Source organism: Catenulispora sp. GAS73 (assembly GCF_041262085.1).
Taxonomy (GTDB): Bacteria; Actinomycetota; Actinomycetes; order Streptomycetales; family Catenulisporaceae; genus Catenulispora.
Window position 1 is genome coordinate 137,926 of sequence record NZ_JBGCCM010000025.1, and the last position, 22,006, is coordinate 159,931.

Here is a 22,006-nt window from a genome sequence, read left to right on the forward strand (position 1 = left end):
CGCTCACCTCCCGTCACGGACGCGCAGCGCAGGCCGCTCGCGGACGGTCAGCCCCGCCACCACGCCGTGCGACAGATCGCCGTACCGGGCCAGGCACTCGCCCTTGTCCACCGGGCAGGACGCGCACACTTTGCGGGCGAAGTCGGCGCCGGCGCGGTCGCCCTTGTCCGGGAACATCGCGTTGCGGTCCAGCAGCGGGGAGGCGCACGCGGCGCCCTCCAGCGGCCCGGCGCCGCAGGCGTCTATGCCCAGGTGCTCGGCGATGGTTTCGACGGGTCGGCCACCGACGACGGCGGCGCGGATCGGGTGCCCGATACGGCCGGCGCCGGGGCGGCGCAACGGCAACGTGCGGTTCATTCCTGGCCTCCTTCAGGTTCGGAAAATGGGCATGGGAAAGCCCGGCCAGGCATCGGGCCTGACCGGGCGGGTGATGTCTGTAGACGGAGCTACGTCCGCACCGTCCGGAATACCGGGACGGGCACGGGCGTCTGCGGGCTGGACTCGGAGCGCGGGTCAGCAAACACCCGCTTTCCGCGCCGCATCCCGGCGTCTCGCGCACCGAACGCGGACTTGCTCGCCCAGGTGCTCGGCGACAGGTCCAGCACCACGGGGCGGCGAGACGCTCCGCAGCGCGGCCGGCGCGGCGCCGTCTTGTCGCGGCGCGCCTGGTCGGGCTTGTGGTCGCTGCGATGCGGCGGCAGCATGCCGTCCGTCACAACGAGCCAGGTGCGGCACTCCGGACAGGCCAGCATCGGCCGGTCACCGGCCAGGTCGATCAGGTACAGGGGATGGGTGCTCACGCACAGGGGCGTTTGGGTCGTGTCCGGCTTCAAGGCAGTGCCTTCCGTATCTACCGTCAGGGTCCTGTGTTCTCCGCACGTCACGGGCCGCATGACTGCGGTCCGTGGCGGGCAACCCAAGCCGAGACGCCGTATGCGTTCACCGCGCGGACGGAGTAGCAGTATCCCGTCGGGTAGGCCTGCCAATCGGACACCTGGTAGCTGGTGTCGGCGGTGTGGAAGATGGTGTCCGTGGTCTTGCCGCCGGTCGCCGCGCCGTTGTTCGTGAAGTGGATGTCGTAGCTGGTCGCGCCGCTCACCGGTTGCCAGGTGACGGTCACCACGAAGCCGCTGAAGTTGCTCGACGTCCCGACCGTGGCGGCCGCGCCGGTTGGCGCCTGGGGCGCGCTTCCGCGGGGCTGACTGCTGGTCGGCGGCGGCGGAGCGGGCTTACTGGTCGACAGCGGGGAAGAGGGTGGTTTCCGGGCCGGAGAAGTAGCTGTCGTTGGGTTTGGCGCCGGCTGTGAGGTGGCGACCGTGGTGTCGGGCCCTGGAGCGGGTCCCGACCCTTGGATGCTGGTGGCCTCCGAGGCGGTCGTGGTGCTGATCGTCGTCGGCGGGACGGCCGAGTGGATCCCGGCGCGGCGGCCTGCGTGTCGGGGCTCGTGGCGCCGGGTGCCTCCCGGTGCTGGCGTACGCGAGCACGCCGCCGAGCGCGAAGATGTCGGCTGGCGGCCCCGGCGTGCGGTGCCCGCGGATCTGCTCCGGCGCCATGAACGGCGGCGTGCCGACGACCGTCCCGGTGCGTGTGATGGTGTTGGCGGCGGCCTCGCGGGCGATGCCGAAGTCGATGAGGTGGGCCCCGTCCGGAGCCAGCAGGATGTTGGCCGGCTTGACGTCGCGGTGCACCACCCCGGCCGCGTGGATGGTGTCCAGCGCCTCGGCCGGACTCGCGGCGATCTGCTGCGCCCGGCTCGGCGACAGCGCGCCGCCCTGCTTGGCCACCACGTCGTACAGCGACGGGCCGTCGATGTACTGCGTGGCCAGCCACGGCGGCGTGACTTCGAGGTCTGAGGCGACGATCCGGGCGATGAACCGTCCGCTCACCGCGGCGGTCGCGGATGCCTCGCGTTTGAAGCGCTTCCGGAGGTCCTCGTCACGGACGAGCCCAACACACCGAGGGCTTGGTAGGGGCCGATGCTCCGGGGATCAGAGTCCTGCAAGGGCTTTATCCCGGCTCCCCCTGTATCTCAAGCACATGATGAAGCAGCTCGACGCTGCGGAGCCGACGTTCGCGCTCCTGTGACGCGCAACCGGGTCACAGACGGTACAGATCGACCGCGTTGTCGCGCATCATCATCGTGGCCAGCCGGTCGACGTCGCCGGCGCGAACGACTCGGTCGTGCAGCATGTCGGTGAGCGCCAGAGCGATGGCCTCTCGCGCGGTGCGGTCCAGCAGCCAGGCCTTTTCCTCCCAGCCGTGCAGGAAGTTCGACCGCGGTTCGGTGCTGGACATGAAGGCGTGTGCGGTGTCGCTGAAGGCGTCGGTGCCGTAGAGGATCTTCTCGGGGAACCACTCAAGGGCGCCTCGTACGATGCCGGCGAGGTTGCGCGCGTAGAGGTGCACCGAGGATCCGGAGATGTCGAGGAACACGTTCGGGTGTGAGAGAGAGGCGACGGCCTCTTTGGTGAACGGCCAGCCGGCGTGCAGCATCAGGAACCGGGTGTCCGGTGCGGCGACCACGGCGGCCTCCATCAGCATCGGGTTGCTGCCCTTGTTCTCGAAACGATGCCGGGGTCCCTGTCCGGTGTGCATCTGGATCGGTAGGTCCAGCTCGGCGGCCTTACCGGCGATCGCGGCGAACAGGTAGTCCTCCACGTGGCGGTGTTCAGCGATCGTGATGCCGCTGTCACAGGCACGTCGGTACAGCTCTCGCGCCTGCGATACCGGTACCTCGGCGAAGTCGATGGGCCGGTAGTAGGGCGTGTGGAACTTCAGACCAACCGCGCCGTCGGCCTTCTGCTGGTCGAGCACGGGGGCGAGGACGGCGTGCACGTAGTCGTCGAGCGTCGGTGGCGGGCAGTCGACACCCGCCTGCCGGCAGGTCTGCGCCATCTGCTCGGCGTATCGGCCGGTGATCGGCTTCTGGCCGACGGCGGGGACGGGCCACATGAGCCAGTCGTCGAAGGCCAGCCAGCGGAACCGGGGGGCTGGGAAGGACGGCTGGGGGAAGGAGTCGACCGCCAGCATGGTCTCGACGTTGATCCGGTCCAGGACCCAGCTGTGGTAGTTGTCTCCTTCGGCCGCCTGGACCTGCTGCTTCTTGTCGATCAAGGCGCGCAGGTGCCCGTCGTCGAAGTCGTCGTGTTCGTAGCCCCAGAGTGCTCGCCAGGCATCGATGTACTCCGGACTGGTCGGCCGCATGCGAACCGGCAGGGGGTGGTCGTACGGGAAGATCGGCCGATCGCGGTCCGGCGGCGGCTCCCATTCCAGCGGGATCGGGTGAGCGTGGTCGTCGATGGCCGCGAGTTCCCGGACGAATCGGTCGATGCCGGGATCGGCGGAGCCCGGGCCGGTCACCACGGCACGACCCCGTCGTCGTCGAACAGCTGTCCAGTCGGGCCGTCGTCCGGCAGGGTCGCGAGCTTGATCGCGATCGCGGCGCCCTGTCGCGGGGTGCGAAGCCCCTGAAAGTCGGTCAGCTCAGTGGCCACGTATCCGGGGCACGCGTTGTTGATGAGGATGTCGGTGCCGGCGAGTTCCTTGACGTACTGGATGGTGACGGCGTTGAGGTAGGTCTTGGTCGGCGCGTACGCCCCGCTGATCTCCCCGAGCTCGACGCCGGGCGTCGTCTGCAGGGTCAGGGAGCCGACGTGGCTGGACTGGTTGACGATCCGCGGGTGCGCCGAACGACGCAGCAGCGGCAACATCGCGTTGGTGACCCGGATCATGCCGAACACGTTCGTCTCCACCGCCACCCGAACACTGTCCAGATCCAGCGTCGTCGGGTTCTGTGGCCAGCCGCCGGTGGCGCCGGCGTTGTTGACGAGCACGTCGAGGCGGCCGGCGCGTTCTTCGAGCCGGCGGGCGGCAGCCGCCACGCTGGCGTCGTCGGTCACGTCGATGGGCACCGGGAACGCCTCGACGCCATCGGCGCGCAGCCTGGCCACCGCGTCTTCCTGACGCTCCGGATCGCGGTCGCCGATCCCGACACTCCAGCCGAGTGCGCCGAGGCCGGCCGCGATCTCGAATCCGATTCCCTGATTCGCGCCGGTGACCAGCGCAAGAGTCTGTTCGCTCATAACTCCGATCATGTTGGCGGCTCGGCTGCGAACCAACACCATGTGGGTACGGCACCGATACCCAACGGGCATTGCCGGCGGCCTGACCGTGTGCGCAACTCATCACTGTGGATACTTCTCGCGCCCGCAGCCGGCGATGGTGACTGTCAGGCCCTTGAGGATCTCGCGGCCCGCCGTCCGGTCGCTGACCCCTGAGACGCGGTCGCGCACTGGGCCGCTCGGCCACATCACCACCTAGCTGAAAGGGGGATAAACGGGAGCTTCGGGTGCGGGGGCTGATACGAGGGCGCGCAGCCCTGCACGCACCTCCTCGACGAACGCGGCGGGAGCCTCGTAGGCCGCGAAGTGGCCACCCCGCTTAGGCGTGCCGTAGTAGCGCAGATCGGTATAGCGGGTCCGCGCCCAGCGCTCGGACAACGCGACGTTGTCCGCGGGGAAGCGGGAGTACGCGGACGGTGCGGGCACCTCGTCGAAGCTGCCCACGCTCGATGCGAGCGAGTGCCAGTAGAGGCGGGCCGAGGAGGCTGCCGCGGCGCACGTCCAGTAGACCATCACGTTGTCGAGCAGTTCGTCCTTCGTGAACGAACTCTCCAGGTCGTCGCCGCAGTCCGACCATGTCTTGAACTTCTCGACGATCCACGCGAGCTGGCCGGCCGGGGAGTCGGTCAGGCCGTATCCGAGCGTCTGCGGCTTGGTTCCCTGCTCGATCGCGTATCCGCCCTCGGCCTGGCTGGAATGCTCCAGGCTTGCGAGGTGCCGCTGCTCCTCCTCGGTCGGGCTGCCGAGCTTCATCAGTTCCGCGGGGTCGGCGAGCGCCCAGTTGAGGTGGATCCCGATCAGCTTCGCCGGGTCGGCCAGCCGGCCGATCGCTGAGCTGACGAGGGCTCCCCAGTCGCCGCCCTGTGCCGCCCAGCGTTCATAACCGAGCCGGTCCATCAGCTCGATCCATGCCTGCGCGATCTTCTCGACGGTCCAGCCGGTCACCGTCGGCTTGCCGCTCCAGCCATGGCCCGGGAGCGACGGGATCACGAGCTCGACCGCGTCGGAGGCCTGCCCGCCGTGACTCACGGGGTCCACGAGTGGATCGATCACCTTGACGAACTCCATCACCGACCCCGGCCAGCCGTGCGTCATGATGCACGGCATCGCCCCCTCGACTGGAGAGCGGACGCGCAGGAAGTGGATGTCGACCCCGTCGATCGTCGTCGTGAACTGCTCGTAGCGGTTCAGCAGGCCGGCGACGCGCTGCATGTCGTAGGACTCGGCCCAGTACCCGGCGAGTTCCTGGACGTACGCCAGCGGCATCCCCATCGACCAGTCGTCGACGGGCTCGGTCTCCGGCCATCGCGTCCGCGCCAGACGCTCGCGGAGGTCATCGATCACCGCGTCGCTGATCTCGACGCGGAACGGACGGATCTCGGACATGTCGGCTCCCTGCCTTCAGCTGTCGTGTGGATGGGACGTACGGGACGGATGAGACGCGTGAATCACGGCGCTCAGTACGGGGACGGCTGGTTGTTGATGACGGTCAGGCTGCTGATCCTGCCGTCGCGAAGGGCGAAGTAGCTGGTCATGACCAGCACCTCGGGCAGGTTGGTCTTGTCGTAGTCGCCGTCGTACTTCGCGCGCACGATGATGTCGCCGTGGTGGTCGATGACCTCGCGGACTTCCATGGTCACGCGGTCACCGACGAACTCCTTGGCCATGAAGGCACGGATCGCGTCGGTGCCCCAGATCTCGCGCCGGTTGTCGTTGACGTAGGCGTCGGGCGCGAAGGTGGCCACGATGCGTTCGGTGTCGAAGGCGTTGACCGCGGCGATGTGCTCGGCCACGACGGCGGGGAGGTCGGTTGTCGGGCTGGTCATGGCGGTGGTCCTCTCTTGTGAGCCGGTCTGTCGCCATCCAGCCTGGTTGCTCACGCGATGTCAGAGTCAACGGCCGGATGTCGGCTTGACCCTCACATCGTTGGAGGGTTGACACTGGGGAGATGAGCCACGCGCTGACGATCGGCGACTTCTCCAAGGCCACGCATCTGAGCGTCCGGACGCTCCGGCACTATCACCAGATCGGACTGCTGGAGCCGACCGACGTCGACCCGGACACCGGCTACCGCCGTTATGAGACCGAGCAGATCCCCGCGGCCCAGGTGATCCGCCGGTTCCGGGCCCTGGACATGTCGCTGGACGACATCCGCGCCGTGCTGTCCGCGCCCGATCTGCGGACCCGTGACCAGCTCATCGCGGCCCATCTCGCCAGGATGGAGGCCGGCCTGGCCCGGACGCAGCAGGCCGTCGCCTCCCTGCGCGACCTGCTTGAGCACCGCGCCGCGCCGACGACGATCGGGCACCGGAGCGCGCCGGCGACACCCGCCGCGGCGATCACCGAGGACGTCGACGTCGCGGACGCCCTGCAGTGGTTCCAGGGAGCGCTGGGAGAGCTGCGCGCGACCCTGACCGCCCAGGGCATCCGAGCCGACGGCACCCCCGGCGGCATGTTCGCCGACGAGCTGTTCGCCGACGAACACGGCCGGGCGACCGTCTTCATCCCCTGCCACGGACCGGTCCGGCCGATGGGCCGCGTCGCGCCGACGACCGTGCCCGCCGCCGAGCTGGCCACCATCGTCCACTCCGGCCCGCACGAGGAGATCGATCGCGCGTACGGGTCCCTCGCCACCCACGTCGCCGAGCACGAGCTCGCCGTCGACGGGCCACTGCGCGAGTACTACCTGGTCGGCCCCGGCGACACCGCCGACAAGGGCGCGTGGCAGACCGAGATCGGCTGGCCGGTTTTCGCCACCGGGACCAGCGGTTAGCCGGCCGGCCGACCAACCGACCGGGGCGAGTTCGACGTCGGACCTCTGGCTGGCGCGGTAGCCGGCATCGAGACCGGCCGGGCTCCGGCCCCCTCGTTCTTCACCGTCGCCGTCGTCGCCGTCGCCGCCGTCCTCGGCCTCTCCCCGGACGAGCCGGCCCGGCCGGCAGCCGCAGGCCAGGCCGGCACCCCTACCCCGACCCCGCTGGCCGCATGATCTCAGCGCCGCGAGGCCGGGCTGACTGGGTTGTCCGAGCTATCCGGGCTATCCGGCCGCCAGAAGGTTCGCGCAGCGGATCAGTCCGATGTGGGAGTAGGCCTGGGGGTGGTTGCCCAGTGATCGTTCGGCGATCGGATCGTACTGTTCGGGCAGGAGACCGGTCGGTCCGGCGGCGCTGACGATCTCGGTGAACAGTTCCACGGCCTCGTCGCGGCGTCCGGCGAGGAGGTAGGCCTCGATCAGCCAGGCCGCGCAGATGTGGAATCCGCCCTCGCCGCCAGGCAGGCCGTCGTCGCGCCGGTACCGATACACCGTCGATCCGCTGCGTAGTTCGGATTCTATGGCCGTCACCGTCTGCTGGAACCGTTCGTCCGCCGGGTCTATCAGCCCGCTGAGTCCGACGAACAGCGAGGCGGCGTCCAGATCCGTGCCGTCGTAGGCGGTGGTGAACGCTTGGACCTCCTCGTTCCAGCCGTTCTCCAGGACGTCGGACCGGATCTCGTCGCGCAGCGCCTCCCAGCCCGCCGGGATCTCGCGGCCGTAGTCGCGGGCGAGGGTGACCCCGCGGTCCATGGTCACCCAGCACATCACCCGCGAGTAAACCCGGTGCCGCGGTATGTGCCGCTCCTCCCAGATCCCGTGGTCGGCCTCGTTCCAGCGGCGCGAGACCGCCTCGGCCATCGCCTGTACCAGCCGCCAGTCCTCGTCCCGCAGCGCCCCGCGCGCCTCGGCCAGGGTCCGCACCAGCTCCACCACCGGACCGAACACGTCCAGCTGCACCTGGTGGTTGGCCAGGTTCCCCACTCGCACCGGACGCGATCCGGCGTAGCCCGGCAGCGACTCGATCACCGCCTCCGCGCCGATCACGGTGCCGGCCAGCGTGTACAGCGGGTGCAACCACTCCGGGCCCGCGAGGGTGTCCAGCACCCCGTGCAGCCAGCGCAGGTAGCCTTCGGCCTCCTCGACCGACCCCAGGTGGACCAGCTCGCGCACGGTCATCGCGGCGTCGCGGATCCAGCAGTAGCGGTAGTCCCAGTTGCGGACGCCGCCGATGTCCTCCGGCAACGACGTCGTCGCCGCGGCCAGCACGGCGCCGGTGTCGGCGTTCACCAGACCCCGCAGCGTCAACGCCGAGCGCAGCACCAGATCGGTCTGGACTCCGGGAAGAATGAGCTTCGAGGCCCAATCAGCCCAGTACCTGCCCGCATGGTCCCGCCGTTGCAGCTCGGGCAGCTCGTGATCGTCCAGCTCGGTCGAGCCGCACCGCAGCTCCAGCACGATCGGATTCCCGGGCGAGGGCTGGACGAGGGCGGAGGCCGTCTCATGCTGACCGTCCGAAGTGATCGTCCACGCGACGCCGGGAGAGCGGAGCACGAACGGCTCCGACGTGCCGACCACGCGCAGGCCGCCGTCCTCCGCGACCAGCGTCACCGGTACCCCGCCGAACTCCGGACGCGGCGCGAACACCACCTCCGCGGGCGCCTCCCCGGAGATCACCCGCACCAGGTTCGTCTGGTGCGGCGGGCTGTACGGTTCGAGGTAGTCGGTGACCAGCAGGCGTGACCAGCGGGTTTCAACCGTCATGGTGTTCGGAAGGTAGCGCTGGCCCAGCGGCAGGCCGTTGCGGTTCGGCTTGATCGAGAAGCACCCCGCACCCGGTCCGCCGAGCAGATCGGCGAACACCGCCGGCGCGTCGGGGCCCGGGTGGCACAGCCAGGTCAATCTGGCATCCGGGGTGAGCAGCGCCACCGACCGCTCGTTGGCGAGCATCGACAGCCGCTCGATCGGCATCGCGGACTCCCCGTACAGCCAGTTCCGCCGCTCCTCCAGCAGGAACGCCAGCAGGAGCGCGACGTCCGCAGCCTCCGGGACACGGTAGGCGGCCAGCGACTCGCCGTCTCCGACCTTGATACCGACATCCGGGCCCGACAGCCGCGCGAACGCCTTCTCGTCGGTGACGTCGTCGCCCAGGAAGACCGTCGCGGTCGCGCCCGCCTGACGGCGCATGAAGTCCAGCGCCTCGCCCTTGTCGGTGCGAATGACCGCGAGCTCGACGACCTCCTTGCCGTCGGTGGTCGACACACCCTCCCAGGTGGACGGTCCGCGGTGCACCTCAGCCAGGACCCTGCGACCCGCCTCGTACTCGGCCCGACGGACGTGCACCGCGATGCTGGCGGGCTTGACCTCCAACGTCACGCCCGGCACGTCGAGTACCAGCCTCTCAAGCTCCGCCTGCAAGCGGCGGAACAGCTCCCGGGGCCCCGGCTCGATGGCGTGGACGAAGCCGATGTCGAACTCCGAACCGTGGCTGCCGACCAGGTGCACCTCGGCCGGCAGCCGCGACAGCGTGGCCAGATCGCGCAGGGCGCGGCCGGAGATGACCACGGTGGTCGTCTCATGCAGCGAGGCCAGGGACCGGAGCGCGCCGACCGACTCCGGAAGCGGCCGGGCCTCCTCCGGATTCAACGTGATCGGGGCGAGCGTGCCGTCGTAGTCGCAGGCAACCAGCAGACGCGGGGTCCGAGCGATCTGGACGATGGCGCGTCGCAGCTCGGCAGGCAGGGCCTCAGCGGGCAACACAGCTCCTCAGGGAGTTCGAGTTCGAAGGCGGGTTCGAATTCGTGGGCGGGTTCGGGGCGGGTTCGGGGCGGATTCGAGGGCGGATCGGAGAAGTCGCCTTGACCCGTCCATCATTGCGGACTGCGGTGCCCGCGATGCCGATGTGTCCATATCTCTTCGAACGGCCCGCACGCGCCGGGGATTCAATGAGGCCGCCGAGGGGGCCGGGGTCTGGAACACGTCGATGCCGCGCCAGGTCGAATCGGAGCTGCAGTAGCTTCAGGCCCGATCAGCCGGCCCGCGCCGCCAGCACAGCTTCAGCCTTGTCCCTGGCCGCTGTGAGCTTCGCAGAATCTTGACGCAGCTGCGTCTCGTTGGCGGCGATGTACCGCTTCTGCACAGTGGACTCGGCCGCGAACCAGACGCCGACCAGGTTCGTGCGTTCCTTGCAGGTCACGTCGGCCACCGCGACCTTCTTGTCCACGGCGCCGCCGGTGGTACCGCCGAGCTGCTGCGTCAGCAACGAGGCCGTCAGCGGGTCGGCCGTCTGGTAGCCGTTGTGCCGCATGCAGTCCGACCACTGGCTGATCGCCGCCTTCACCTCGGGCAGCTTCTGCGACTCGTCGAGGCTCTGCTGGTCCAGCTGGTTCACGAGCATGCCGTTCGCCGGGTCGGTGAGCTGCTGGTCCGCCTGGCCGACGCAGCCTCCCGCCGGGATCGCCTTGCCGTTGTACGTGCCTGGCGTCGGGCGGGGCGTCGGGTTCGGCGTACTCCCGGGCGCCGCAGCCGGCTCGCCGGTGAGCACCACGTACTCCTGCTGCGTCAGCGCCGGATCACTTGACGCGGGGTGCGCGAAGCTGGGGACGGAGTACCCGTACTGTGCCGCCGCGGCCGGGTCGGACAGGCCGTAGCGGCGCCCCATGTTGGACGCGTCGTAGCTGATCGTGTTGGTGTCGGCTTCGGGCTTGAAGGAGAACCCGTATCCGCGCATGCACGCGCTCTCGATCGCGAACCGGGCGTTGAGGATTTCGTTGTACTCAGGAAGCGTCTCCTCATAAGCCTCCAACGGCAGGCTCATCCCGCGCGTCAGCCCCGTTGTCGGAACAGCCGGGGGCATGACCGGCGCGGCGGCGGCGTCCTTGACCGCCGCCGCGCCGTTGCCGTTCGAAGCGCCTCCTGAAGCGGAGCATCCGGCGGTCGTCGCGATAACCGCTGTCGCGACCGCGATGGCCGCGAACATTCCGCCTCGCTTCATGGTGGGCACCTTTCTTCGATCTCGTGTTTCCCGGCTACGGGCTGCCTAGTTCTTGGACACGGAGGCTTCGTTGTTCCTGAGGTAGGAATTGAGATTTCCGCCGCTTCTCGGGCCGAAGGTCTGCGTATGCCCGGTGTAGTTCGGCGAGACGTACACGGTGTAGGAGTGGGACGTCGAGCTGTTGTACGCGCTCGCGGCGTTGTTCCTGGTGGCCTGGTTCTCGCCGTCGTTGTTCGGGGAGGCGTCCTCGCCCCAGAAGACGTAGTCGGTGTAGTACTGCAACACCACGGTCGAGCCTTCGTACGCATACGTGGGCTCGGCCGAGAGGTTGGAGATGTCCCCGTTGATGCTGGCCAGGGCTCCGCTGTAGTTCTGGTGGTAGAACAGCGAGATAGCGTCGGGGCAGGTCTCCCTCAGGAAGTAGAAGTCGTTGCTTGAGATGCCGCAGTTGTCGCCGCTGTAGTACGTCGGCACGGCGAACGCCGACGCGGCCCCGGTTATGGTTGTGACCGCGGTGAGCGCGCCAACGGCCAACGCTTTGAATCGCTTGCGCATGATGAATCTCCGATGTCTCTGAATGGTGATTGGGGACGTTTAGTAGAACTCCAGGCACATCCAGGTCCGCGGCCCCACGACCCCGTCGGCCGGCCCACAGGCCGGGACGGACAGCTTGCTCTGCTGGAAGGAGGTCACCGCCGCCTGGGTGTGCGACCCGAAGTCGCCGTCGACCGAGATGCTGTAGGTGACGTTCACCAGCAACCTCTGCGCATAGGCGACGCAGTCACCGGTCGACCCGTACTGCACCTGCTCCGTCGGGATCTCGATGCTGCCGGTGCCGTCGGGCATGGTCCAGTACCGCGAGCCGTGCGACTCGCACAGCCGCATGAGCTGGTTCGTGTCCATGCTTCCGTAGCTGTTCGCGCTGGCCTGCTCGGCGCCGGCCAGGCCGGCGCCGCCGGCGAGCAGCGTGGCGGCGGCCACGGCGCCGACGCGGGAGAGGCGGGCTTTGTTCTTCACCTTCGTGCCTTTCGCTGGGAGTTACTTCAGCAGTGCGTTGATCTGCGCGGCTTCGGCGACGTGGGCCGGCGCCATGGGGTGGAAACTGCTGGCGAGATAGCTGATGACCTCGCCGGTGAACCACGGGGTGACACTGCACTCCAGGTGCGAGGCGAACGTGGGCCGGGTGTCGATGAACGAGATGTTCAGGGTCGAGTCGCTCTGCTTGGCAGCCGTCACCGCGTTCGAGACGCTGGTCTCCATGTCGTCGGACATCTGGTTCATCCAGACCTGCGCCGTCTGCGTGACGCCCTGGCAGGCTTTGCCGTCCGCGAGCCACAGGTGGGGATACCCCAGGACGATGATCCGGGCCTTGGGGGCCACCTGGTGGATCGCCGCGTAGACCGCCTCCAGATGCGACGGCAGGGCGTTGATGATCTGCGGTTCGTAGACGGTCATCGCCGACGGATCGACCACCTTGTCGTGTGTCAGGTGGTACGAGGGGTCGGTGCACAGAGCCGAGAGCGCACAGCCCTGCAGGACGTCCGAGAAGCGTGCGTCGTTGCCGCCGACGCTCAGCGTCACCAACGTCGTGTCCTGGTCCAGGAAACCGCTGTCGTCAATCTGCAGCGGCTCGCCCCACATGAACGAGGTGCCGTTCCAGTCGGCGTTCCAGCCGTCGGGGTTGCCGACGGCGTTGGCCGTCATGTTGGTGCTCTCGGCGCCGCTGCAGGCCACGAACGCGAAGTCGTCTCCCTGGTTCGCCGCCGCCAGCGCCTCGACGCTCTTGCTCTGTCCGGAGGCGAGGACCTGGTAGGCGTACGACTGCGGCGAGCGGTGGCAGCCGTCGCCGGTCACGGCCGAGTCGGTCTCGTAGGGGAGCATGCTCTCGCCCGAGGCGAAGGAGTCGCCCATCGCCACGTAGCGCACGGTGGACGCGACGGTCGGAAGGAACGCCACGGCGTCGAAGAAGATGTCGCCGCCGTCCTGGCCGGAGCCCCGGTTCTGCAACGTCGGGCTGGAGTTGCTCAACGACACCGAGGCGCCGGCCGAGAGGTTGAAGCTGCCCAGGTCCACCCAGGTGTTCTGATTCCAGTGCTGGCTGATCATGCGGTGCCGGGTCTGGCCGTTGCCCAGGTTGATCTGGTAGTCCGCCTCCTCGGTGTTGCTCCCGTTGCTCGGGACGTGCACCTTGATGCGGGTCCAGCCGGTGGTCGTGGACGGCGGCGTCCATGTCCCGGTGACCGCGGTGGTGTCGCTGGTGTGGGTGAACCACAGGTGTCCGCCGAAGCCGCCGCTGACCTGGTGGAAGTCGATCTTCCCCGGGTAGTCCACGCACGGCGCGACGCACCCCGGGACCGGCGCGTAGGTGAAGTCCAGACCGAAGGTGCCCTGGTTCTTCCAGGTCTGGGTGCAGTTTCCGATCGGGCTGGGGACGGTGGTGTCGTCGACGATCACCGCGTTCGAGGGCAGCGAAGCGGTGCCGCAGTCCGGCGGGTAGACGTCGGTGCCCGTCGGCACGGCGCTGGCGGTGCCGTATTCGTACTGGGCGATGCCGCACTGGACCGCGCAGTTCGTCGCCCACGTCACTGGGAGGTGCCACCAGCACTGGCCGTTGTACGCCCGGCAGAGCCCCGCGGTGTTCGCCTTGCCGTTGACGTCCGGGGCGCCGTCCGGGGTGCAACCGTCACCGGCCGTCGTGCAGAACTCCATCGAGGGTGCGTAGAGCGGCGCGAGGCTGTGCTGATTCTGGGCGGGCAGGTAAGCCGGGCCCCACGCCCCCTTGGCGTAGTCGTAGCGCGGCACCGGCGAGTAGGCCCAGCCCATCACCAGTTCCTCGTACGGCCAGTGGTTGGGCACCTTGGTGTCGGCCGCGCTGTTGCTGAAAATGCCGCGGTCGGACGGGTAGCGCGGGTTGGCCGGGTTGTTGAGCCAGCCCAGGCCCCAGTCGCCGTGGCCGTCGGTGCAGGTCGGACTGGGCGTGCAGCCGGTGGTGTTGCCCGCCTTGGCGTTCGGCTCGACGCCGGTGTTGTAGGCCCAGACGGCCAGGTCCCAGTTCTCGACGTACTGCGGGTCGGCACCGTTGGCGATGATGCCGGCCGCCTTGAGCTGGTTCCAGGAGTCGGCGAGCATGTTGACCGAGGCCGCGATGTTCGATGCGAAGTCGGTCGCGATCGCCTGCTGCTGCTCGGCGGTCGAGTAGACGGCGATGTTGCCGTCGGCCACCGGAGTGCCGGCCGAGGTGGACATGGCCATGCCGGTCGTGATCTGGCCGACGCCGTAGCCGCAGTCGGCGGACGTCCACGACGAGCCGGCGGGCTGCGCGGTGCCGGAGCTGTCGGTGAAGGAGTAGCCGTAGAAGCCGCCCTGGTTGAAGTTCCCGGCCTGGGCGTCGACCGCGTGCGGGCTGGCCTGCATCGTGTTCGACTCCTGCGCCAGGACGGCGAGCAGGACCTGGACCGGGACGGTGCCGCCGCCGGTGAGGCCGCGCAGCGGGAACATGCCCTGCGGGGTCCAGGACACCGGCATGCCCGAGCCTTCCCAGTTCGCGGTGCGGCTCGTGGTCAGCTTGCCCTGGACTGCCAGGTCCGCGGCCCACTCGATCTGGGCCGCGGTGGCCTGGTACGTCTCGATCTTCGGGTCATTGCGGGCGACCGAGCAGGCCCGGTCCGGGTCCCAGGTCACGGTGGCGGGGTCGGCGGTCGCGGCGGTGGCGGTGGTCGCAGTAGTAGCGGTCGCGGTGGTGGCCGACTGGGTTGTGGCCGCCTTGGCAGCCTGCTTCGAGGCACCGGCCGCGGTGGCTGTGCTCAAGGCGGAGAGGATCGGCGAGGCCGCGCTGCCCTGCGTCGGCTGAAGCGCGTGCGGCGCGACCGTGAACGCCACGGTGTGCTTGTTCGCGGGCACGACGGACTGGATCTCGATCTGGCCGTCCGGCTTCTGGCTTTCCGGCTTCTGGCTTCCTGGCTTCTGCGCGGCGGCCGCAGACAGGCCCGGCTGCGTGGCGCTGCGTTCGGCCGCGCCGGTCACGACGAGCTGGCCGGTGGTGGACGGCTCGGCGTCGACGCCGGCGTCCAGCCGCGACCAGCTCGCGCCGGCCCGGTCGGTGGCCACGCCCGCCGCGCCCGGGCCGAGGACGAAGACGTGCCCGGCGGCGCCGTCCAGGCGCACCTGGTCCGGCGCGCCATGGCCGAGCACCGTCGACGTGCCGCCGGACCAGCGCTTGATCTGGTAGTCGGCGGTCGAGACCGGCACCTCGTAGGCCAGGCCGCCGCCGGAGTCGGGGTGCAGCCGCAGCGGAACGCCCGGCTCGGCGCTCAGCGTGCGCCGGGCGCCCTTGGCGTCCAGCGCGATGACCTGGTCACCGGCCACCGCGGCGATACCGTCGCCGGCGCCGAGCGGGACCGCCGAGGTCAGCTGGCCGGGCTGGCTCTGCCGGTCGACGATCGCGCCGGTGGCCGCGTCGACCAGCTCCAGGTGGGTGGTCGCGCCCGCGGCCGTGGTCTGCACGTCGGAGATCGCGACGACGTCGCCGGTCCCGCAGCCGGGGTCGTAGTAGGCGATCGAAGCGTGCAGATTCAGCTTGCGCACCGCTCCGCTGCGCAGGTCGACGATCGCGACGAAAGCGCCGGTGTCGCTGGCGTCCCCGTGGTTGACCAGCTCACGCGGCGCGTAGATGACCGCGGCGTAGTTGCCGGAACCGGTGAGGCAGTCCTGGCCGATCCACTGCGACGAGTCGAACCCTGGCTCGGACAAGGTCGCGGCGGTGCGCCACTGGTAGGCCTGGACCGAGTCGGCGACCATGATGTTCAGGCCGTCGGCGTCTCCGACCGCGGTGACGGCGCGGTCGGTGGAGGTGCGCCAGGTACTGGGAAGCGTGCCCTCAGGGTCGGCGATGCGGGACGGGTCCGCGGGGGTGGCAGCGGACCCGGCGGTTGTGCCGGTAGTGGTGCCAGTAGTCGTGCCTGTGGTGGAGGCCCGCGCTGCCGCCAGCGCGCTTGGTACGGCGCCGGCGCTGATCGTCAGCGTCGCCCCGGCCACGATCAGTGCGGTCGCCGCGGAGAGCGCTGAGGCTCGTCGCGGTCTTCGACCCATGGGAAAGAGATTCAACGCCAGTGCTCCCTGTGCCGAGGAGAAGGAGTAGGTCAAGACGCGTCGTGACTATGGCCGCGGGCGATAACAGCGGACTAACACGGGCCTCACAGGCGTGCCCGGAAGTCGCAGGCGAGCGATGCGGAGCGGGCTTATGATCGGGGGCCAGTTCATATCTCGGAGCCGGCGGTGGGGATCATGCGCTTCGTCCTGTTGGGCCGACTGACGGTCACCGACGAAGGCGGCCCGCTGCCGGTCAACGGACCCTATCGCCGCGCGGCGCTGGCCACCTTGTTGCTGCACGCCAACCAGGCCGTTTCGATCGACCAGCTGATCCACACTCTGTGGCGGGATCAGCCGCCGCCTTCGGCTGTCGCGACGCTGCGCAATCACATGATGCGGCTACGGCAGGCCCTACGGGATCCGGACGCCGAGCGGATCCTTACTACCGCCGGGGGTTATGAGATCCGCGTGCGTCCCGGCGAGCTCGACGTGGACGACTTCGCCCAGGGGTGCGCCGATGGACTCCGGGCGGTGCGGGAGCTCCAGTGGGCTGCAGCGTCGCAGCACCTGACCCGAGCGCTGGCGCTGTGGCAGGGGGAACCGCTGGCCGACCTGCCGATGCTGACCGAGTTCGAAAACCGCGTCCAGCAACTCCGTTACGACCGGTTACTGGCGTACGAGGGGCGTTTCGAGGCCGAACTCCAGCTGGGACGGCATCGTGAGGCGGGCAAGGATCTGGCTTGGCTGGTTGCCGAGAATCCGCTCCACGAGCCCTTTCGCAGGTTACTGATGCTTGCGCTGTATCGCAGCGGGCGCCAAGTCGAGGCGCTGGATGCCTACCGGACATTGCGGCGGACACTGATGGATGAGCTGGGTGTCGAGCCGTCGTCGGAGATCAGGGAACTGTATCAACAGATACTCGTGAACGATCCGCAGAGCGATTCGGCGCCGCCGCAGGCCGGACCTGGTCCGATCGGGCAGTTGCCGGCGGACATCGCCGACTTCACCGGCCGGGAGCGCGAAACCGCGGAGATCGTTCGGGCGTTGACTGCCGCCGACGCGTCTCCGGGACGGGTGCCGCTGGTCACCGTGACCGGTGGCGGCGGGCTCGGCAAGACGACGCTGGCGGTTCACGCCGCGCATCAAGCCGCCGGCGGCTTTCCCGACGGCCAGCTGTACGCCGACCTTAGAGGTGCCGATCCGGTGCCCCGCGAACCCGGCGACGTGCTGGCGTCGTTCCTGAGCGTGTTCGGGATTCCGGTCGGCGACCTCCCGAACGATGTCGACGAACGGGCTACGCGTTTCCGCACGGCGCTGGGCGGGCGCCGGATGCTGATCGTCCTCGACAACGCCTGCGATCCAGGCCAGATCCGTCCGCTGATTCCCGCGGCGGCCGGCTGTGCCGTCTTGGTCACCAGCAGGACCAGGCTGTCGGGGCTCGCCGGGGCGCACCGCGTCAATCTGGAGCTCCTGCACGCCGAGGACGCGACGCGCATGCTGGAAACCCTGATCGGGACGGATCGCGCGCTCGCCGAATCCGCGGCCGTCGCCGCCGTCGTGGACAGCTGCGGCGGCCTGCCGCTCGCCCTGCGGATCGCCGGCGCGCGCCTGGCCGATCGGCCGCGGTGGTCGGTGGCCGGCTTCGCTGAGCGGCTGGCTGATCGGACGCGGCGGCTGAACGAGTTGGCGGTGTCGGATCTGGCGGTTCGGGCCAGCTTCGAGCTCAGCTATACCGCTCTTTTGGCGCGTAAGGACACTGCGGCCGCGGTGCGTGGTCGCGACGCCGACGAGGTGTTCCGCACCGCGACCCTGGTCCCCGCGACGTCGTTCGGCGCCCCCGAAGTGGCGGCGCTGCTCGCGCGGCCGGAGGCGGATGTCGAGGACGCCCTACAGCATCTGGTCGATGTCGACCTCCTGGCCGAGCACGAGGAGGGGCGTTACCGGTATCACGACCTGATCCGGTCTTACGCGTCGGAGCTTCTGGAGGGCGCCGCGGCTTCTGAGGAGCGGAACCGGGCTCTACGCCGGCTGACGTGTTGGTATGCGGCCTGTGTCGAAGCGTCTTCGAGGATGATCGGCTATTCGCCCGACCGCCTTCCCATCGCCGAGGACGAGCCAGGCACGCCCGCCGTGGCATCCTTGCCCGACTCGGACGCCGCAGTGGCCTGGTGCTCCCGCCACTACGAGGCCGTGTCGGGCGCCATCGACGCCGCGGTCGCCTGCGGCCGGCCGGATCTCGCCCCCCGCATCGCGGTTCATCTGATGCGCTATGCCTTGACTGACGTCAGCCGCGACTGGGGCGGCTGTCTGGAACGAGCGCTCAAAGCGGCGCACGAAACGCGTGATATCCGCGCCGAGGCCTGGGTACGCCACCGGCTGGGCGTCTTCCACGGATTGTGGAAGCGCCCCACGGAGTGCATATCGATGTTCGAGTCGGCCCTCGCACTGCACCGCGCGGCCGACGACCGACTCGGCGAGGTGCTCGTGCTGGGGAATCTGGTGAGCGGCTACTCCGTCTCCGGACAGCCTGTGCTGACCGTGGCCTACGGGCACGAGGCGCTGGCCCGGATCACGGCGTCGCCGGAGCTCGGCGTACAGCCGATGCAAGTGCTCAGCGCCATGGGGGACGCCTATCGCGAGCTTCGTCGGTACGAACAGGCCGTCGAGCACTACCTGCGCGCCGAGGCCCTGTTCCCGCCCGGAGACCTCTCGTACAACCACGCCGGCGTCCTGAACAACCTCGGAGAGGCCTACCTGGGCCTCGGCCGGTTCGACGAGGCCGTCGCCGCCGTCGAGCAGTCGCTGGAGATCAGCCGCCGCTCGAACATCAGGCACCTGCAAGCCGAGAGCCTTCACACCCTGGGCGTCGTGTTCGCCCACTTCGATCACCCCCACCGCGCCCGCGACTCCTGGAAGCAGGCCCTTGAGGTGTTCGAGGAGATCGGGTTCGCGCCGGGGGTGGAGCGGGTGCGAGCGGATCTCGCGCGGCTCGGCGGCTGACTGGATGCGCGCTCACTGACCGGCTACGACGACTGATGATCCCTTGATGACCCTTGAGATCAATCGCCTGGTTCGGCGGGCGCCAAGGTGCGCAGGACGTCGAACTCGTTGCCCTCGGGATCGGCCATGACCACCCAGCTCCGGCCGGGGCCCTGCCCCACGTCCGCCTTGGTGGCGCCGAGTCCGAGCAGCCGGACAACCTCGTCGTCGGTGCTGCCGTCGATCGGACTGACGTCGAAGTGCAGGCGGTTCTTCACAGCCTTGCCCTCAGGCACGTGGATGAACACCAAAGTGGGCGGCATCTGGCGGGCCCGAACTTCCTCGACGGTCGGCGTCCAGGACCCGATCTCGACCTTGCCCTCGCCCCGCTCGATCACCTCGAAGCCCAGGACCGCGCACCAGAACGCGGCGAGCCGCTCCGGATCGTGGCAGTCGACAACCAACTCGGTGAGCCTACTGGTCATTACTCCTCCAGACAGCGCGGGCGGGGATCAATCCTATGGAGCCACGGCAGCGGATCACCGTGCGCTCAACCGCCCCAGACCCGCGCGGCGAACTCGATGAAGTTGCCACCGAGCACCTTCCTCACCACGTCCTCCCGCACCCCGCGTTGCTCCAAGCGGCGAATCAGCTTCCGGAACTGGTCGACGCCTCGCAGGTCCTCCACGAACGGCAGCGTGTCCGCGCGCTCGCCCGCTGCGGCGACGCCGGCCCGGGCTCGCTCGGCCACGTGCCCGGCCAGCCTCTCGCGGTACGCGTCCAGGTCGTCGATCGACGTCACCGGCCCGTCTGTACCGATTCCGACCGCGTCCTCGCCGCAGACGTTCAACGCGTGCAGCACGTGTTCGACGACGTCGTCGGCTCGTGCGTGCCCGGACGCCGCCAGGAACGGCATGAAATAGATGCCGACGAAACCGCCGCCGTCGGCGACCAGCCGCAGTTCCTCGTCGGTCTTGTTCCGCGGCAGGTCGGTGAGAGCCCGGCATCCGGTGTGGTTGATCGACACCGCCTGACGGGAGGCGCGCACCGCCTCCAGGCATGTCCGCTCGCCGCTGTGCGAGAGGTCGACCATCACCCGGTGCTCGTTCAGGCTCGCCACGACTTCGCGTCCGAACCTCGTCAGTCCGCGGTTCTCCGGGGCCATGGCCCCGTCACCCAGGTGATTCGACTGGTTGTACGTAAGTTGGATGACGCGTACTCCACGCTCGGCGAACAGGCCCACCCTGTCGTCGACCAGTGCGGGATCGTCTCCGACCGCGACGGCGTTCTGGAAGCCGTAGATGACGCCGATCCGCTCGTCCGTGTACGCCTTCCAGATGTCCTCAGCCTTGTGGACGCGGGTCAGCACATCGGCGTGCTCTGCGATGATCCCGTCCCAGACGTCGAGTTCCCGCAGGGTGTGCTCGTATGGCGGCAGGTCGCCCAGCGTGTACCCGAGCGTGATGTTGACCGCCGTGAGCCCTGACGCCCGGATGTCGGCCAACGCCCGCGCGTCGACCACCATCTCCTCGCTCGTCTGCTGAAGCTGCGAGCCCGTCTCGACGTCCACGTTCGGGTTGTCCACGCCACCCAGAGCGTTGACGATCGGGAAACCCACCCCGTGCGATGCCATACCGGTCACTCGCCCGCTCCTGCGCCCCGGACGGTGGCTGTCGCGCCGCCGGCTCGATCGAACATACGTCCACGCTTGACCACCGCGACCACGCTCCGCAAGGCGCTCAGATGCACCACCGGATCGTCCGCCAGAATCACTAAGTCAGCCTGTTTGCCTACCTCGATCGTCCCCAATCGGTCCTCCGCGGCCATGCTCACGGCTCCTCCCCAACTGGCGCAGCGCAACGCCTCGGCCGGTGTCAGTCCGCATCGATCCACCAGAAAGTCGAGCTCATCGAACAACGGAGGCCACGGCTCCTCCGGGTCCGGATCCCGATCCGTCCCAGCCGACACCGTTACGCCGATCCGCCAGGCCTGGCCGGTCAGAGCCGCGGACACCCGGTCGTTCGCCGCCGCCCGCTCCCGAGCCTCGGCAGCCTCGATAGCCTCGGTAGCCTCGTCTCCGAGCGCCTCCTCGCCCGTCCGCAGTTCTTCGGCGATCCGCCCCCAAAGGCTGGCCGTCGCGTCCAGCACGATCCCCCGCTCCCGCATCTGCGCGAACAACGCCCCCGTCACCGGATCGTCCCCGCCTTCGAAACGGGCGTAGTCGATCGGAGGCTTGTCCCGGTACGTCGTCAGGAGCCGTCCCGCTGCCTCGTGCACCATCAGCTGCACATGGGACACCGTGTCCACCCCGGCGGCGATCACTTCGCCTGGTGAGGCGGGGAAGACCGCGGCGTGAGCCCAGACCGCGATCCCCTGGCGCTTCGCCTCGGCGACGATCGCCGCGACGGTCTCTCCCGGCAGATCCGCGTACACCTTGATCGCCGATGCGAACGTGCCGCGTGCCATCGCCACCGCGAGCGTCAAATCCGTCGCCGGTGTGATCGCCTGCATCCACGGCACTTCGCCGGGCGTGACCCCCTGCGACACCTGCCACGTCCGCGGATCGTCGAAGAAGCCCGGGCCGGCCATGAGCGCCGCGTAGCAGATGTCCGGTGCCACGATCTCGCCGACCAACGCGGCGCGCGCCAGATCAGCCACCTGACGCAGGTCGTCGGCCATGTCCCGCACCGCGGTCACCCCGCCGAGCAGGTCCCTGCGCAGCACGGCCTCGGCGAGCGCGCGGTCCGGAGGCGTGGCCAGGTGCTGGTGCGAGTCGATCAGCCCGGGGATGAGGTGCCGGCCGGTGAGATCGACGACCTCGGCGTCCGCGAGCAGGTCGGTCGGGACGTCGCCGTCGGCCCCGACGAACCGGATCCGCTCCCCGTCCACGATGACCGTCGTCCCGGCCCGGGCCGGGGCGCCGGTCCCTTCGAGCACTGTCGCACCGCGATAGGCGACGACCATCGACGACCTCCTCTTCCCATCGCTGTTACCTGTGGCTGTTACATGTGG

Annotated in this window: 17 protein-coding genes and 2 pseudogenes; 3 read left to right on the forward strand and 16 right to left on the reverse strand. The window is 69.2% G+C overall.

What is annotated here, in order from left to right:
• Positions 1 to 3 precede the first annotated feature (3 nt).
• From ABH935_RS33045 to ABH935_RS33080, 8 genes and pseudogenes are all read right to left on the reverse strand, one after another.
• Entirely contained in the window at positions 4 to 357 is a 354-nt protein-coding gene (locus tag ABH935_RS33045) for a WhiB family transcriptional regulator (RefSeq protein ID WP_370381871.1), read from the reverse strand.
• Between the two features lie 89 nt (positions 358 to 446).
• Positions 447 to 800 (reverse strand): hypothetical protein, encoded by a 354-nt coding sequence (locus tag ABH935_RS33050; RefSeq protein ID WP_370381872.1) that lies wholly within the window; start codon positions 798 to 800, stop codon positions 447 to 449.
• An 80-nt stretch (positions 801 to 880) separates the two neighbouring features.
• Positions 881 to 1,123 (reverse strand): fibronectin type III domain-containing protein, encoded by a 243-nt coding sequence (locus tag ABH935_RS33055; RefSeq protein ID WP_370381873.1) that lies wholly within the window; start codon positions 1,121 to 1,123, stop codon positions 881 to 883.
• Positions 1,124 to 1,229: 106 nt separating this feature from the next.
• Positions 1,230 to 1,922: pseudogene (locus ABH935_RS33060) on the reverse strand (serine/threonine-protein kinase); the annotation flags it as partial.
• Between the two features lie 175 nt (positions 1,923 to 2,097).
• The gene (locus ABH935_RS33065; protein WP_370381874.1) at positions 2,098 to 3,363 is read right to left on the reverse strand and encodes an amidohydrolase family protein; all 1,266 of its coding nucleotides are present in this window, start codon (positions 3,361 to 3,363) and stop codon (positions 2,098 to 2,100) included.
• Positions 3,357 to 4,082, reverse strand: a complete 726-nt coding sequence (locus ABH935_RS33070) for an SDR family NAD(P)-dependent oxidoreductase (RefSeq protein WP_370381875.1) — start codon at positions 4,080 to 4,082, stop codon at positions 3,357 to 3,359. Before ABH935_RS33070 ends, ABH935_RS33065 begins: the two co-directional genes overlap by 7 nt.
• A gap of 234 nt (positions 4,083 to 4,316) precedes the next feature.
• On the reverse strand, positions 4,317 to 5,507 hold the full coding sequence (locus tag ABH935_RS33075; protein WP_370381876.1) for an epoxide hydrolase family protein: 1,191 nt from the start codon (positions 5,505 to 5,507) through the stop codon (positions 4,317 to 4,319).
• Positions 5,508 to 5,578: 71 nt separating this feature from the next.
• A complete protein-coding gene (locus ABH935_RS33080; RefSeq protein WP_370381877.1) occupies positions 5,579 to 5,947 on the reverse strand; it encodes a nuclear transport factor 2 family protein in 369 nt (122 codons plus the stop codon).
• A 122-nt stretch (positions 5,948 to 6,069) separates the two neighbouring features.
• Between ABH935_RS33080 and ABH935_RS33085 the strand changes: the two genes are divergently transcribed.
• Positions 6,070 to 6,894, forward strand: a complete 825-nt coding sequence (locus ABH935_RS33085) for a MerR family transcriptional regulator (RefSeq protein ID WP_370381878.1) — start codon at positions 6,070 to 6,072, stop codon at positions 6,892 to 6,894.
• Positions 6,895 to 7,158: 264 nt separating this feature from the next.
• Here the strand turns inward: ABH935_RS33085 and otsB are convergent, their stop codons facing one another.
• The 5 genes from otsB to ABH935_RS33110 form a co-directional block, all read right to left on the reverse strand.
• Positions 7,159 to 9,690, reverse strand: a complete 2,532-nt coding sequence (gene otsB, locus ABH935_RS33090) for a trehalose-phosphatase (protein WP_370381879.1) — start codon at positions 9,688 to 9,690, stop codon at positions 7,159 to 7,161.
• A 271-nt stretch (positions 9,691 to 9,961) separates the two neighbouring features.
• Positions 9,962 to 10,927, reverse strand: a complete 966-nt coding sequence (locus ABH935_RS33095) for a hypothetical protein (RefSeq protein ID WP_370381880.1) — start codon at positions 10,925 to 10,927, stop codon at positions 9,962 to 9,964.
• A gap of 45 nt (positions 10,928 to 10,972) precedes the next feature.
• The gene (locus ABH935_RS33100; protein ID WP_370381881.1) at positions 10,973 to 11,482 is read right to left on the reverse strand and encodes a hypothetical protein; all 510 of its coding nucleotides are present in this window, start codon (positions 11,480 to 11,482) and stop codon (positions 10,973 to 10,975) included.
• Positions 11,483 to 11,521: 39 nt separating this feature from the next.
• Positions 11,522 to 11,944 (reverse strand): peptidoglycan-binding protein, encoded by a 423-nt coding sequence (locus tag ABH935_RS33105; RefSeq protein WP_370381882.1) that lies wholly within the window; start codon positions 11,942 to 11,944, stop codon positions 11,522 to 11,524.
• A 21-nt stretch (positions 11,945 to 11,965) separates the two neighbouring features.
• Entirely contained in the window at positions 11,966 to 16,015 is a 4,050-nt protein-coding gene (locus ABH935_RS33110) for an SGNH/GDSL hydrolase family protein (protein ID WP_370381883.1), read from the reverse strand.
• A gap of 195 nt (positions 16,016 to 16,210) precedes the next feature.
• Here ABH935_RS33110 and ABH935_RS33115 point away from each other — a divergent pair.
• Together ABH935_RS33115 and ABH935_RS33120 are read left to right on the forward strand one after the other, a co-directional pair.
• A pseudogene (locus ABH935_RS33115) lies at positions 16,211 to 16,456 on the forward strand (winged helix-turn-helix domain-containing protein); the annotation flags it as partial.
• Between the two features lie 27 nt (positions 16,457 to 16,483).
• The gene (locus tag ABH935_RS33120) at positions 16,484 to 19,015 is read left to right on the forward strand and encodes a BTAD domain-containing putative transcriptional regulator (protein ID WP_370381906.1); all 2,532 of its coding nucleotides are present in this window, start codon (positions 16,484 to 16,486) and stop codon (positions 19,013 to 19,015) included.
• Positions 19,016 to 19,074: 59 nt separating this feature from the next.
• On the opposite strand, the gene ABH935_RS33125 is transcribed toward ABH935_RS33120, so the two are convergent.
• The 3 genes from ABH935_RS33125 to ABH935_RS33135 form a co-directional block, all read right to left on the reverse strand.
• The gene (locus ABH935_RS33125) at positions 19,075 to 19,479 is read right to left on the reverse strand and encodes a VOC family protein (RefSeq protein ID WP_370381884.1); all 405 of its coding nucleotides are present in this window, start codon (positions 19,477 to 19,479) and stop codon (positions 19,075 to 19,077) included.
• A 65-nt stretch (positions 19,480 to 19,544) separates the two neighbouring features.
• Positions 19,545 to 20,627, reverse strand: a complete 1,083-nt coding sequence (locus ABH935_RS33130) for a dipeptidase (RefSeq protein WP_370381907.1) — start codon at positions 20,625 to 20,627, stop codon at positions 19,545 to 19,547.
• Positions 20,628 to 20,632: 5 nt separating this feature from the next.
• Complete coding sequence (locus ABH935_RS33135) at positions 20,633 to 21,958, reverse strand: amidohydrolase family protein (protein ID WP_370381885.1); 1,326 nt, start codon at positions 21,956 to 21,958, stop codon at positions 20,633 to 20,635.
• Positions 21,959 to 22,006 lie beyond the last annotated feature (48 nt).

Coding starts and splice junctions, on each gene's coding strand:
- ABH935_RS33085 (WP_370381878.1), top strand. CDS start 6,070: ATGAGCCACGCGCTGACGATCGGCGACTTCTCCAAGGCCACGCATCTG.
- ABH935_RS33100 (WP_370381881.1), bottom strand. CDS start 11,482: ATGCGCAAGCGATTCAAAGCGTTGGCCGTTGGCGCGCTCACCGCGGTC.
- ABH935_RS33110 (WP_370381883.1), bottom strand. CDS start 16,015: ATGGGTCGAAGACCGCGACGAGCCTCAGCGCTCTCCGCGGCGACCGCA.
- ABH935_RS33125 (WP_370381884.1), bottom strand. CDS start 19,479: ATGACCAGTAGGCTCACCGAGTTGGTTGTCGACTGCCACGATCCGGAG.
- ABH935_RS33080 (WP_370381877.1), bottom strand. CDS start 5,947: ATGACCAGCCCGACAACCGACCTCCCCGCCGTCGTGGCCGAGCACATC.
- ABH935_RS33130 (WP_370381907.1), bottom strand. CDS start 20,627: ATGGCATCGCACGGGGTGGGTTTCCCGATCGTCAACGCTCTGGGTGGC.
- ABH935_RS33095 (WP_370381880.1), bottom strand. CDS start 10,927: ATGAAGCGAGGCGGAATGTTCGCGGCCATCGCGGTCGCGACAGCGGTT.
- ABH935_RS33075 (WP_370381876.1), bottom strand. CDS start 5,507: ATGTCCGAGATCCGTCCGTTCCGCGTCGAGATCAGCGACGCGGTGATC.
- ABH935_RS33070 (WP_370381875.1), bottom strand. CDS start 4,082: ATGAGCGAACAGACTCTTGCGCTGGTCACCGGCGCGAATCAGGGAATC.
- ABH935_RS33135 (WP_370381885.1), bottom strand. CDS start 21,958: ATGGTCGTCGCCTATCGCGGTGCGACAGTGCTCGAAGGGACCGGCGCC.
- ABH935_RS33045 (WP_370381871.1), bottom strand. CDS start 357: ATGAACCGCACGTTGCCGTTGCGCCGCCCCGGCGCCGGCCGTATCGGG.